We start from the raw sequence: 12715 nt of genomic DNA, 5'->3' as shown, positions 1-12715 counted from the left end.
CTCAACCGCGGCTCGCGGCTTCGAGGCGCGCGAAAGTTCCGAGGATGAGCGATTTGCGATCAAGGTTGAGGGAAACGACATCAGCCTTGTCGCGGGCCAGTGTTTCCCATAGCTCGGCAAAAGTGGCAAGGCGGCCATCGCCGATAAGACGCTTTGCGAGGCTAACATCCCGCTCAGCCCCTTTTCCCGTCGCCGCGGCGGAAATGAGCCGCGCCAGCGACGTTTGCAGAAGATCCATGAACAGCTGGAATTTACGGTCCTGCGCCGAGGGCTGCAGCTCGTCAGAAAGTGCATGCACCGTTTTGAGGTCGAGCCGCGGAAGGCCAGCCAGCACCTGATCGATCCGGGACTGAAGGGCAAGCCCTCCGCCGCCGAGCAGCACCAAGGCCCGTCCAACGCTGCCCTCGGCAAGAGGCGCGAGGGTTTCCCATTCGTGCGCTTCCGGAACGGCTTTCCCGGCTGTTGTGAGAGCCTGCGCCGCCGCCCGCTTCACATCGCTCTCGGCAAGCGGCCCCATCGCGATCGTCCGGCACCGCGACCGGATGGTTGGGAGCAAGCGCCCCGGCGATGATGTCATCATCAGGAAGATCGTGCGCTCCGGCGGCTCTTCCAGCGATTTCAAGAGCGCATTCGCCGCGTTCTGGTTGAGTTCATCCGCCGTATCGACGATGACCACGCGCCGTCCCTGCCCGATCGCGCTGAGCGACAGAAAGTTTTTGAGCTTGCGGACCTCGTCGACCGGAATGGACTGCGGGAAGCGCTTTGTCTTTTGATCGTAGGGGCGCCTGATGACCAACAGTGACGGATGGGAGAGTGCCCGCACTTGCCGATCCGTTCGCGAGTCGGGCTCGATCGCGAGCCCTTGGCCGAAAAGATCGCGCTCCTCCGGTTGCGCCAGCGCAGCACGCGCGACCTGATAGGCGAGGGTCGCCTTACCGGTACCCGCCGGTCCCGAAAGCAGCCACGCATGATGCATGCGCTCACCCGCGAGTGCTTCGGCGAAAACCGATTGCGGGCCTTCCTGGCCGTAGAGCGCCCGGGTCTCTCTCGGATGCGGATAATCTTCGAGCCGATCGGCCTCGGGAAGCACTTCAGCATCCGCGACAAGCGGGGCCCGCGCCATCAATCGGCCTCGGCAAGCAGGTGAGACGACACGGCCTGCCAAACCGCCGTCTCGACACTCGATACCGTCAGGCTCGCATCGATCAGTATGCAGCGCAATGGTTCGGCGTCGGCAATCTCCAGGAAGCCCTCGCGCAGCGTCTCGTGCGTTTCGATGCGTTCCGCGTCATAGCGCGAAAGCGTGCCGCGAAGCTGGGCGCGCTCGATACCGGTGCTCGCCGGCAAATCGAGGATCAAGGTCAGATCAGGATAATCGGGCGCGACCGTGAATTTTTCGAGCTGAGCGATGAACTCGGGCTCCAGACCGTAGAGCTTGCCTTGATAGACACGCGTCGAATCCATGAAGCGGTCCGAGATGACCCATGTGCCGTCGTCCAATGCAGGCCGGATGACGGATGTTACATGCTCGGCCCTCGCCGCAGCGAAGAGCAACAGCTCCGTCACGGGATCTGTCGGATGATCGCGCATGATGAGTTCGCGCACGTCTTCGCCGACCGGAGTACCTCCCGGCTCGCGCGTGACGATGACGCTGATGCCCGCACGCTCCAGGCGTTCTGCGAGACGCTTGGCCTGGGTCGACTTTCCAGCCCCTTCCCCGCCTTCGAATGTGATGAATTTTCCGCGTTTCATTGGCTCGCCTCTATTGCCGGCGGGCGTAATCTAGAGCGCCAAGCGGCGCAAGGCCATCAGAACAAGTGAATCGACGCCTTGCCGCACGATCCCGCCGTTGAGCACGTCTTCCGAGGCATAAAGCGGCACTTCGACCGAAGCGCTGCTGGTACTTGTAATTTTAAGTACCGCAACTTGATCGCCTTTTTTTACCGGAGGTTTTAGCGGCGCCTTATAGACAATTTCCGCCGAGAGTTTTTGGTTGGCCGGATATTTCGGCAACGTGAACATCACGTCGCCCTTGGGGGCAAGCGGCACGTACCATTCCTTGCCGCCCCATACGCGCGCCTTCCCGACGATCTCTCCATCGTCGAAGACTTTGACTTCGCTGAACGACCGGAAACCCCAGTCAAGAAGTTTCGCCGCTTCGTCCTTGCGCTGGTCCGCTTTTTCGAGCCCGCTGACGACGACGATCAGGCGCTTGCCGTCCTGCACCGCAGATCCAACGAGGCCGTAGCGAGCGGCGGCGGTGTGCCCCGTCTTCAATCCGTCGGCGCCGATGTTCAGAAACAGCAGCGGGTTGCGATTGATGAACTTGTGCTTGCGGTAGAGAAATTCTTTTTGGCCGAAGACGGGATAGAATTCCGGATATTCGTTGACGAGGTAACGCGCCAGCATGGCGAGTTCGCGCGCCGTCATCAGGTGGTTCGGAGCTTCGAGACCCGTTGCATTCGCGAACGTCGATTTGACGAGACCGATGCGACGCGCCTCATCTGTCATCATGCGAGCGAAGGCGGACTCCGTTCCGGCCATGCTCTCCGCAATACACATGGCGGCGTCATTGCCCGACTGCACGGCGACGCCTTGAATGAGTTCGTCCACCGTCGCCTTGGTGTTGACCGGCACCATCATCGCCGACGTGCCGGACGGCGCCCCGCCATTCCGCCACGCGTTGACGCTCATGACGAATTCGTCGGTCTTGTTGATGCGGCCTTCCTTGATCGCCCTGAACAGCACGGCAAGCGTCATGAGCTTGCTCATGCTCGCAGGCGGAGCGAGTTCGTCGGCATTCTGTTGGAACAAGGTCGCGCCGGTTGCCGCATCCATGAGGATGGCGCGCGGCGCTTTCGTCGCAAAAGCAGACTCTGCCGCAATAGCTCCGCCGAACGGCACCCAAAGTGATACCGCGATCACAACGGCCGCGAACCACATGCTGCAAGTCTTCTTCGACATAGATCGAACCACGCTTTGCCCAGCGCCGCCTCGAGAGCGGGGCACTCCCTCATACAGATAGGAGTATCCGGTCACATTGTAACATGGTCAACGCAAGGTTAACGGCCGTTAGGTCTCAATCGTTGACGATCGCGGTGTTGACGACGCCATATGTCGCGATTCGGCTTTGAGTGCGCGACGCATCGGCCTCCGAGAATGGCCCGACCCGCACACGGTAGGCTTCCGCCCCGGCGCCGACTTGTAGCGGCGCCACTTCGACCGGTCCGAGGGACCCAAGCTCGCGGCGCAATCTCTCGGCGTTGGACCGGTCGCGAAAAATACCAACCTGGACGTACGTGCGGCCGTTACCGAAAGGCTGCGGAGCCGCCTCAGGCTTGAAAGGTTTGTCAAAGGGCTGCGGAGACGAAAGAGACATGCGGCCGTCGACCCGCGAAGGCGTAGACAGACTTGCCCGCTGTACGAACGGCTGGAATTGGGACGTCGCAGGCGGTGTCCGATCCGGCTTGCCCGCAAGCGCGGCGCGGTAGCTGGTCGCCGACCAGCGATCCGATGCGTCGGACGGCAATCCTTGATAGCCCGCCTGGTTTGCGGACCGGTATTCGGGCTGGGCCGAAGCATATGCACGCTTGGGCGTCGCCGGCGCCCATTGATCCGGTCTCTGCCCTGACTCTTGAGAAGCTAGAAACTGCCGTTCACGGCTGTCGTCGCCATTGAGCGGCGCCAATCCGGCAAAACGGACACGAACCCGGGCCCGGCCGTTGTTTGTATATCCCAGATGTTTTGCGGCGGCGTACGACATGTCGATAAGCCGGTCGTTCACGTAAGGCCCGCGGTCGTTCACCCGCACAAGCACCGTCTTGCCGTTCTCCAGATTGGTGACATAGGCGTAGCTCGGAAGCGGCAATGTCGGATGGGCGGCAGTCAAAGCCTTCGCGTCGAAGACTTCGCCGTTAGCGGTTCTCCGGCCGTGAAAATCTGCGCCGTACCACGACGCGACACCGGATGCTTGATAATTGGGATCTTCGCGGGGGACGTACCATCGCCCGGCGACCTTGTATGGCGAACCGAGCTTGAAATGTCCGCCACCTTTCGGGACGTTGTCGGAGGAGACCACGCGCGGGCTGCTTTTGACGCCGTATTCGTCTTCCGAGAAAACGGAACGCGAGACGCCGGTCAGCGACCCCGGCGACGGATTATTCGATGAACAGGCCGTTGTAAGCACCGCTGCACTCGCAGCGAGCATCAGCCGGCACGCCCCCAGCGCGCCGAATAAACGCCTCTCCATTACGCAAACTCACTTGATACGCTACGCCCGCCCAAGCGCACCCTCGCGAACCATCAAGCGCGCAAAGGTGGGCCGAAGCTTGCTGGAATGATGGCAAATGCGACTTAGGATCAGGTTAAGCTCTATGGACCTTGAGACCGAAAGCCGAACCGGCTAGGAGAAGCCTCCGGACCGAGCCCGTTGACGCTCCACGTTGTATGGAGATGTCTTGGCGGCCAAGTTCCGGAGGGGTGGCCGAGTGGTTTAAGGCACCGGTCTTGAAAACCGGCGTGGGCGCAAGTCCACCGTGGGTTCGAATCCCACCCCCTCCGCCAAACGCCGCCGATTGCCGTCTATGGCGCGATATTGCCGCCGCTGATCACCTCATCCACCAAGCGGCGCTGAAAACCGCCATTCGAGGTACCATGCTCTCCACCGCACATAACCGAGGGGACAGCGCGCGCCCTTACACCCGTTCGGATCAAGCCAGATGTCTCGCTTTGTTCGACGGAAATGTGCCCGTCTTTTTTGCCGCCACGGAACGACAGGACTTCGCTCGCTTCCTTGAGCAGGATGCCTTGAACTGGTCGTATCAGGTACTGGAGCGAAATGACCGCGTCGTTGCGTGCGGAGGCTTCGCGGTTGAGAAGGACGGCAAGACTGCGAGCCTGTGCTGGGGCATGGTCGATCGTGGGCTTCAGGGAACAGGCCTCGGCAGAGCGCTCACCCAGGCGCGGCTGGGCGCTGCTGCTGCCACGCCGGGAGTGACCCAGGTCAGGCTTGATACCAGCCAGCATACGCAGGGCTTCTACGCTCGTTTCGGCTTTCAAGTTGTGGCGATCACGCAAGACGGATACGGGCCCGGTTTGGATCGATGGGACATGCTGCTGCCCCTTTGACGACTAGCTGCGACAGCTTCGCTGATCTCGCGACCCTAAGCTGTCGGTCTCCTTCCCACCCCAATTCGAGCCATTCGCTTGGATCTCTATTTTGGAGGGCCATAGAGGGGAAAAGAGTAGATATAGTTCTCGGTTTCGTCGGCTTCGGCCCGCCAGCTATTCTGCGAGATGACTACGCAAACCCCGCCGATGACCGCACGAGCGCATCGTTCAGCAGTCGCTCAACCCAGTCCGCGAAAACCTGCACGCGGCGGGAAAGGTGCTGACGGTGTGGATAGAGAAGCGTCATCGGCAGCGGCTCAGCTCGGTGGTCCGGCATGACCTCAACCAGTTCGCCCGCATCAATGTGGTGACGCACGTCATATGCCGGGATCTGGATCAGACCGAGGCCCGCCAGGCAGCAGGCGATATAGGCTTCCGCGCTGTTGACCGTCACGCGCCCGCGCATCGGCAGGCTTCGACAGGTCTTGCCGTCCATCCACTCCCACGGCTCGATCCGGCCCGTCGAGGGAGAGGCGTAGTTCACAGCGCAGTGAACGCGCAGATCGTCGGGCGTTAGCGGCGTGCCGTGGCGGGTGACATATGCGGGGGATACGACATTGATGAGCGGCAGACTGCCGATGCTCCGGGCAATCAAGGCGGAATCGCTCAAAGGTCCGACGCGTAGCACGCAGTCCACTCTTTCTTCGATTAGATCTACCGCGCGGTCGGTCACGCCGAGGTCGATATCAATCTCCGGATATTCGTCGAGAAACGCCGGCAGCGCAGGCACAATGATGAGGCGACCGATCCGGCCTGGCACGTCGATCCGGAGTTTGCCCGAGGGTTTGCCGCGTTCGCGGAACAGTCCCTCTGTTTCCTCGGCATCAGCGATGACGCGCAGGCAGCGCTCGTAGAAGGCGGCTCCGTCCTGCGTCGGCGATACCTTGCGCGTGGTGCGATGGAGGAGCCGCGTGCCCACCCGTCCTTCCAGTTCCGCCACTGCAGCCGACACGGAGGAACGGGGCAGTCCGAGGCTATTGGCGGCACGCGTGAAACTCGCCGCCTCGACGACACGGGTGAAGATGCGAAAGAGGTCGATCCGGTCCAAGTGCTGCCCCGACATTGTTCGTCATTTCTGACATATGATGCCAGACTGCCTTTCTTTATCGGGAAATTCCAGACGGTAGATTGCGCCTCCTACCATTGCGGCGTGGTATCGTCGCCAGACCCGAGGGACTCAATTAATGACCGACCATTCCATCAAGGGCAAAACCGTCATCATCACCGGTGCCGCCAAAAACCTCGGCGGCCTGATCGCCCGCGATTTCGCCGCGCAAGGCGCCAAGGCAATCGCAATCCACTATAACAGCACCGCCACCAGGGCGGATGCCGATGCCACCGTCGCCGCCGTCAAAGCCGCCGGCGCTCGGGCGGCCGCCTTCCAGGCCGATCTCAGCACAGCCACAGCGGTCGAAAAGTTCTTTGCCGACGCGGTAGCAACCTTCGGCAAGCCGGACATCGCGATCAATACAGTCGGCAAGGTGCTGAAGAAACCAATCCTCGACATTTCCGAGGCGGAGTATGACGAGATGAGCGCCGTCAATTCCAAGGCCGCCTTCTTCTTCATCAAGGAAGCCGGCAAACATCTCAACGACAACGGCAAGCTCTGTACGCTCGTCACCTCGCTGCTGGGCGCCTTCACTCCGTTCTATTCGACCTACGCGGGCATGAAGGCGCCGGTGGAGCATTTCACGCGCGCAGCCGCCAAGGAGTTCGGTGACCGCGGTATCTCCGTGACGGCGATCGGCCCAGGTCCGATGGATACGCCATTCTTCTACGGCCAGGAAAGTGCAGACGCGCAGGCCTATCATAAGACGGCGGCGGCGCTGTCGAAGTTCTCGAAAACCGGCCTCACCGACATCGAGGATATCGTGCCCTATATCCGCTTCCTCGTCTCAGACGGCTGGTGGATGACCGGCCAGACCATTCTCGTCAACGGCGGCTATACGACCAAGTGATGCGACGCTGGGCCGGACTCCCGAGGTCCGGCCCTTCGACGTTCGGCAAACCGATGCTTTCGAGTATCTAAGTGTGGACCACCGACCCGCGATATCGCCTTCGAACGGTCGGAGCCGAGAAAGCCGGAAGTCTGTCTACCTCCGGCCTTCTGTCTGAACGGCGAGTCTATTCGCGGCCCATGCCGGTCTCGCCTGTACTGGCGCCCATCATGGCTCCGCCACCTTCGTCTTCCATTTGCTCGCGCCGGGCTTCCATGCCTTCCCTCATCCTATGAAGGATGAGGACGCCGAGCACGCGCATCCGCCGCTTCTGGGCGTCGTCCAGGGTCGCATAAAGTGGCTGCCATGCGTCAGCGAGCTTTTTGAGTTCAGCACCGCGCTCTGAAAGATTCTCAGCTCGATTTTGCAGTACCTGCACGAAATTCCGGTCAAATTGACCTTCTTCCATGTGAGACATCATGTTCTCAATTCTTTGGCGGCGTCCATCCGCCCGTGCACGGATAGCCTCCTCGACTGCGGGCCAGTACTGCATCTGATCGGGCCTCAGCTGCAGTGCGGCCTTCACAATGTCGATCCGATTATCGGTCACATCATCCTTCGCACCCATTCGCCCTCCCTGCATTCCTTGCATTCCTTGCATTCGTTGCATGCCTTGCATGCCTTGCATCGGCTGCATCCCCTGCATTGGCATGCCCTGCATTCCTTGCATTGGCTGGCCCTGCATTGGCTGGGCTGTTTGCGCGATGGCGAGTGATGGAGCGGCGGTTAGGAGTGCCGCAAAGCCGTACGCGATAAATCTCGACATGTTGAACTCCCTGTTCCTATCGCGATTGTTAGAAGCTACGAGTAAGCCGGCTGCATGTTGGCCGATGCGTCGTCGTCATACATCGATATCGAAGTTCTGGAGTCTTGCCTCGGGCGAGGTGCCGTTAGCAGTCGCTTATGATCGCAGAGCTGATCTTAAATGTCGGTCGCGCTCACGGAGGACAACCACGCGTTATCGTCCATTTTTGTTGCGTTACCTGTGGGTCCGCCGAAAATCAAAAATAGTGGAATGGCGGTCACTCCCATCAGACCTGCGTCGTGTCATCAGGCCAAATGCATCGCCGCGGAATATCTAACATGCCATCCCTCGGGTCAATCGAGAGGGCTGCCCGGTTCGGAGCGTCCGAAGATTGTTGATGCGTGCAGAGTTGGTTCAATACAAACACGCATAATAGTTTGTGTAATGTCTAGGAGTGCTATGCGCTCGCGCGATTACTGCGGCCGGTGTTCGGAAGGCGCGCAATTCTCTAAGCAGGGAAGCAGAGCGCCGTACGTCGAGTCCCGTTTGTTGCCATCGCGCAAGACGTTGGGAACCATCCGCTCTCGCAAAGCAGAGACGTAGTCGTCAAAAATGCGTGTCGCAAAAAAGAAAAGCACGAGCAACGGCGATGAAGAAAGCGATAACCACAATGAAAGAAAGCAGCCCGAAGACAGCAGAACAGGAAGCCTCCCCCTCTCAGCTGATCGACGAGAGAATCGAGACGCTGAGTGATTGGCGGGGTGAGACGTTGGCTCAGGTGCGATCTCTGATCAAACAGGCCGACCCCGAAGTCATCGAGGAGTGGAAATGGAGAGGGGTACCGGTCTGGTCGCACGCCGGCATCATCTGCACTGGCGAGACGTACAAAAGCGTCGTGAAGTTGACCTTCGCCAAGGGCGCCGCGTTGGACGACCCTTCAGGCCTCTTCAACGCCAGCCTCGAAGGCGGCACACGGCGCGCGATCGATATCCACGAAGGCGACAAGATTGATGAAAAGGCATTGAAGGTGCTCATTCGCGCCGCCGCGGCTCTGAATACGTCGACTCGCTCTAGCGCCCGCCCCGCCCGCTCTCCGAAGAAACCAAAAAGCCCGTGACGCGCACCTCGCAGGAGTGGAACGAGCGCGTTTGGTCAGTGTCGAAGAGAATTATCTGGCGTCATTCATTCTGAGCGACCTACTCTCCCGAATCTGCTCTGGGGGCGCGCTCCCCCTTTCCGATCGTTCCGACGGCTACGAATCTCAGTTCTCCTCCGGTTCCGCACTGCCGTGAACAATTTCAGGAATTGAACACCAAGACTTGGCGCTGCGAGAACTCAACTGGCAGTGAACGCGAACCGAACGCTTAGCTGCGAACCATTCGATCTGAGTGCAGTGTATAATCGATCGTCTTGCGCTGGAGCTCCAATCCCCGAATTACGATGCGCACGTCCGAAATCGCGGTCAATCTTCATCCGCGTAACGATCGGCTGCTCGGGGTGACCGAACTGGCAAGAGCGTCCTGATTTGGCATTGTCGCAACGCGAAATTTCGCTCCAGCACACCAATGCAAAACCGTAACAGAACAGCGTGACGTCATTCGTCTCATGAGGTCGTTCGCTGGAGAATGCGATGAAACAATTTCCATGACTCGCGCAACCATCGTGCTGCGCAGAATAAAAAAAACCTTTCCCGCTTCCCTCGCCCCGCCTCAGCATGAAGCGGCGCTGCATACGATCACGCATTCCGTGCGCACAGCCGGACCCTTCCAGGACTGGAACTTAAAGATTGGAGGAGGTCAGCTCAACGCGAGTAAGTTGCAGCCGCCCCATGAGACGGGATCGCTGTTCTGCTTCCGCGGGATTCGTTCGCGACGAGTTCAAAAACAAAAACGCGCCCCTGGCACGAGGCACAGGGGCGCGTTTGAATACGATCGATAGAGGTGATTGACTTCGTTTGATTTTAGAAAGTTCACATGACGTCTCGGCAGACCTGGCAACGACCTACTCTCCCGCGTCTTAAGACGAAGTACCATCGGCGCAGGGGCGTTTCACGGCCGAGTTCGGAATGGGATCGGGTGCAGCCACCCCGCCATAATCACCAGGTCAGCGGAGACGTCATATGACTTCTATGTCTGGTCTAATTCTGGATGCTAATGCCTACGCCCATCGGAGCGGCTGAGCCTTTATGCGCCTCTAGGCGCAAGCGTCCAAGCGGACGCTGGCACAAGTGCCGCCCTGCCGGACCGCGTCGCGTTTTTGCGCGACAAGCGGTGTGAGGCAAAACGATGAGCATTGCTAAATGAGAGCAATCAAGCCAATCGAGTTATTAGTACCGGTAAGCTACACGCCTTGCAGCGCTTCCACACCCGGCCTATCAACGTGGTGGTCTTCCACGACTCTCGAGGGAGAACTCGTTTTGAGGTGGGTTTCCCGCTTAGATGCTTTCAGCGGTTATCCCGTCCGTACATAGCTACCCTGCTGTGCCGTTGGCACGACAACAGGTCCACCAGAGGTACGTCCATCCCGGTCCTCTCGTACTAAGGACAGATCCTCTCAATTCTCCTACACCTACGGCAGATAGGGACCGAACTGTCTCGCGACGTTCTGAACCCAGCTCACGTACCACTTTAAATGGCGAACAGCCATACCCTTGGGACCTGCTCCAGCCCCAGGATGTGATGAGCCGACATCGAGGTGCCAAACGACGCCGTCGATATGGACTCTTGGGCGTCATCAGCCTGTTATCCCCGGCGTACCTTTTATCCGTTGAGCGATGGCCCTCTCACAAAGAACCACCGGATCACTATGACCGTCTTTCGACTCTGCTCGACTTGTCAGTCTTGCAGTCAGGCTGGCTTATGCCATTGCACTCGACGATTGATTTCCGACCAATCTGAGCCAACCTTCGTACGCCTCCGTTACGATTTAGGAGGCGACCGCCCCAGTCAAACTGCCCACCATGCGCTGTCCCGGATCCGGATAACGGACCGCGGTTAGACAACCATAATCACTAGGGTGGTATTTCACATTTCGGCTCCGCCCGAGCTAGCGCCCAGGTTTCATAGCCTACCACCTATCCTACACAAGCAGTCACGATTGCCAGTGCAAAGTTGCAGTAAAGGTGCACGGGGTCTTTCCGTCTAACCGCAGGAACCCCGCATCTTCACGGGGAATTCAATTTCACTGAGTGTGTGCTGGAGACAGTGGGGAAGTCGTTACGCCATTCGTGCAGGTCGGAACTTACCCGACAAGGAATTTCGCTACCTTAGGACCGTTATAGTTACGGCCGCCGTTTACTGGGGCTTCGATTCAAGGCTTGCACCTCTCCTCTTAACCTTCCAGCACCGGGCAGGCGTCAGGCCATATACGTCGTCGTTGGACTTAGCATAGCCCTGTGTTTTAGGTAAACAGTCGCCACCCCCTAGTTTGTGTCCTGCCCTTCCGGTTGCCCGAAAAGACAGCCTGCTTCTCCCGAAGTTACGCAGGTAATTTGCCGAGTTCCTTCAGCACACTTCGCTCAAGCGCCTTGGTATTCTCTACCAGTCCACCTGTGTCGGTTTCGGGTACGGTCTACGTGGGGGCTATTTCCAGGGACACATTCGCTGCCTCGGCAATCCAATAAGCCTCGACAACTTGCTGCATCCGTCACACACCCACTGGCCCACGAATATTAACGTGGTTCCCATCGACTACGGCTTTCGCCCTCGCCTTAGGGGCCGGCTAACCCTGCGCAGATTAACTTTACGCAGGAACCCTTGGACTTTCGGCGGAAGTGTTTCTCACACTTCTTTCGTTACTCATGTCTGCATTCGCACTTCCGATACCTCCAGGAGCCCTCACGGGTCTCCCTTCACAGGCTTACGGAACGCTCCGCTACCGCGTGCATTGCTGCACACCCGCGTCTTCGGTACACTGCTTTAGCCCCGTTACATTTTCGGCGCAGGAACCCTTGTTTAGACCAGTGAGCTGTTACGCTTTCTTTAAATGATGGCTGCTTCTAAGCCAACATCCTGGTTGTTATGGGATTCCCACATCCTTTCACACTTAGCAGTGATTTAGGGACCTTAGACGGCGATCAGGGTTGTTTCCCTCTTCACGACGGACGTTAGCACCCGCCGTGTGTCTCCCAGATAGTACTTCGAGGTATTCGGAGTTTACTTAGGTTTGGTAACCCTGTAGGGGCCCCTAGCCCATGTAGTGCTCTACCCCCTCGAGTATTCATCTGAGGCTCTACCTAAATAGATTTCGCGGAGAACCAGCTATTTCCTGCCTTGATTGGCCTTTCACCCCTTGCCACAGTTCATCCGAGGCTTTTTCAACAGACACCGGTTCGGTCCTCCAGTGGGTGTTACCCCACTTTCAACCTGACCATGGCAAGATCGACAGGTTTCGGGTCTAATCCGACGAACTGAACGCCCTGTTCAGACTCGCTTTCGCTACGCCTACAGCTATCGCCTTAAGCTTGCTCGTCAGACTAAGTCGCAGACCCATTATACAAAAGGTACGTCGTCACCCTTGCGGGCTCCGACTGTTTGTAGGCATCCGGTTTCAGGTACTATTTCACTCCCCTCGTCGGGGTGCTTTTCACCTTTCCCTCACGGTACTGGTGCACTATCGGTCGGTAAGGAGTACTTAGGCTTGGAGGGTGATCCCCCCATGTTCAAACAGGATTGCACGTGTCCCGTTCTACTCGAGGATAAAGCGCTGCATTACCTGTACGGGGCTGTCACCCGCTGAGGCCCACCTTTCCAGATGGTTCCAGTTGTCATTGCTTTATCACTGGCCTAGTCCGCTTTCGCTCGCC

Annotated in this window: 9 protein-coding genes, 1 tRNA gene and 2 rRNA genes (1 of these 12 only partly in view); 4 read left to right on the top strand and 8 right to left on the bottom strand. The window is 58.8% G+C overall.

The window, feature by feature from the left end; translation table 11 throughout:
* Position 1 precedes the first annotated feature (1 nt).
* The 4 genes from AACL53_RS08375 to AACL53_RS08360 form a co-directional block, all read right to left on the bottom strand.
* Positions 2-1123 carry a DNA polymerase III subunit delta' gene (locus tag AACL53_RS08375; RefSeq protein ID WP_339084035.1) on the bottom strand — a complete coding sequence of 374 codons (1122 nt, stop codon included), beginning with the start codon at positions 1121-1123 and terminating at the stop codon, positions 2-4.
* Positions 1123-1752 (bottom strand): dTMP kinase, encoded by a 630-nt coding sequence (gene tmk / locus AACL53_RS08370; protein WP_339084034.1) that lies wholly within the window; start codon positions 1750-1752, stop codon positions 1123-1125. The genes AACL53_RS08375 and tmk overlap by 1 nt, the downstream gene beginning before the upstream one ends.
* A 30-nt stretch (positions 1753-1782) precedes the next feature.
* The gene (locus tag AACL53_RS08365; RefSeq protein ID WP_339084033.1) at positions 1783-2943 is read right to left on the bottom strand and encodes a D-alanyl-D-alanine carboxypeptidase family protein; all 1161 of its coding nucleotides are present in this window, start codon (positions 2941-2943) and stop codon (positions 1783-1785) included.
* A 136-nt stretch (positions 2944-3079) separates the two neighbouring features.
* A complete protein-coding gene (locus tag AACL53_RS08360) occupies positions 3080-4249 on the bottom strand; it encodes a septal ring lytic transglycosylase RlpA family protein (protein WP_339084032.1) in 1170 nt (389 codons plus the stop codon).
* Between the two features lie 224 nt (positions 4250-4473).
* Between AACL53_RS08360 and AACL53_RS08355 the strand changes: the two genes are divergently transcribed.
* Both AACL53_RS08355 and AACL53_RS08350 read left to right on the top strand, forming a co-directional pair.
* Positions 4474-4563, top strand: a tRNA-Ser gene (locus tag AACL53_RS08355).
* Between the two features lie 165 nt (positions 4564-4728).
* Complete coding sequence (locus AACL53_RS08350; RefSeq protein WP_339084031.1) at positions 4729-5127, top strand: GNAT family N-acetyltransferase; 399 nt, start codon at positions 4729-4731, stop codon at positions 5125-5127.
* Between the two features lie 172 nt (positions 5128-5299).
* Here the strand turns inward: AACL53_RS08350 and AACL53_RS08345 are convergent, their stop codons facing one another.
* Entirely contained in the window at positions 5300-6217 is a 918-nt protein-coding gene (locus tag AACL53_RS08345) for a LysR family transcriptional regulator (RefSeq protein ID WP_339084029.1), read from the bottom strand.
* Between the two features lie 136 nt (positions 6218-6353).
* On the opposite strand from AACL53_RS08345, the gene AACL53_RS08340 reads away from it, so the two are divergent.
* Positions 6354-7127, top strand: a complete 774-nt coding sequence (locus AACL53_RS08340; protein ID WP_339084028.1) for an SDR family oxidoreductase — start codon at positions 6354-6356, stop codon at positions 7125-7127.
* Positions 7128-7293: 166 nt separating this feature from the next.
* Here AACL53_RS08340 and AACL53_RS08335 read toward each other — a convergent pair whose 3' ends face one another.
* Complete coding sequence (locus AACL53_RS08335) at positions 7294-7836, bottom strand: Spy/CpxP family protein refolding chaperone (RefSeq protein ID WP_339084027.1); 543 nt, start codon at positions 7834-7836, stop codon at positions 7294-7296.
* Positions 7837-8560: 724 nt separating this feature from the next.
* On the opposite strand from AACL53_RS08335, the gene AACL53_RS08330 reads away from it, so the two are divergent.
* The gene (locus AACL53_RS08330; RefSeq protein WP_339084026.1) at positions 8561-9028 is read left to right on the top strand and encodes a DUF1801 domain-containing protein; all 468 of its coding nucleotides are present in this window, start codon (positions 8561-8563) and stop codon (positions 9026-9028) included.
* Positions 9029-9899: 871 nt separating this feature from the next.
* Here AACL53_RS08330 and rrf read toward each other — a convergent pair.
* Positions 9900-10014: ribosomal RNA gene (gene rrf, locus AACL53_RS08325) — 5S ribosomal RNA — on the bottom strand.
* A gap of 202 nt (positions 10015-10216) precedes the next feature.
* Positions 10217-12715, bottom strand: a 23S ribosomal RNA gene (locus tag AACL53_RS08320) (it continues 294 nt past the right edge of the window).

It is taken from the genome of Hyphomicrobium sp. ghe19 (assembly GCF_902712875.1).
Lineage (GTDB): Bacteria > Pseudomonadota > Alphaproteobacteria > Rhizobiales > Hyphomicrobiaceae > Hyphomicrobium_B.
Note: the sequence above shows the minus strand (reverse complement) of the source record. Positions and strands in the feature narration are given on the sequence as shown.

Coding starts and splice junctions, on each gene's coding strand:
- AACL53_RS08375 (WP_339084035.1), bottom strand. CDS start 1,123: ATGGCGCGGGCCCCGCTTGTCGCGGATGCTGAAGTGCTTCCCGAGGCC.
- AACL53_RS08335 (WP_339084027.1), bottom strand. CDS start 7,836: ATGCAAGGAATGCAGGGCATGCCAATGCAGGGGATGCAGCCGATGCAA.
- tmk (WP_339084034.1), bottom strand. CDS start 1,752: ATGAAACGCGGAAAATTCATCACATTCGAAGGCGGGGAAGGGGCTGGA.
- AACL53_RS08360 (WP_339084032.1), bottom strand. CDS start 4,249: ATGGAGAGGCGTTTATTCGGCGCGCTGGGGGCGTGCCGGCTGATGCTC.
- AACL53_RS08330 (WP_339084026.1), top strand. CDS start 8,561: ATGAAGAAAGCGATAACCACAATGAAAGAAAGCAGCCCGAAGACAGCA.
- AACL53_RS08365 (WP_339084033.1), bottom strand. CDS start 2,943: ATGTGGTTCGCGGCCGTTGTGATCGCGGTATCACTTTGGGTGCCGTTC.
- AACL53_RS08340 (WP_339084028.1), top strand. CDS start 6,354: ATGACCGACCATTCCATCAAGGGCAAAACCGTCATCATCACCGGTGCC.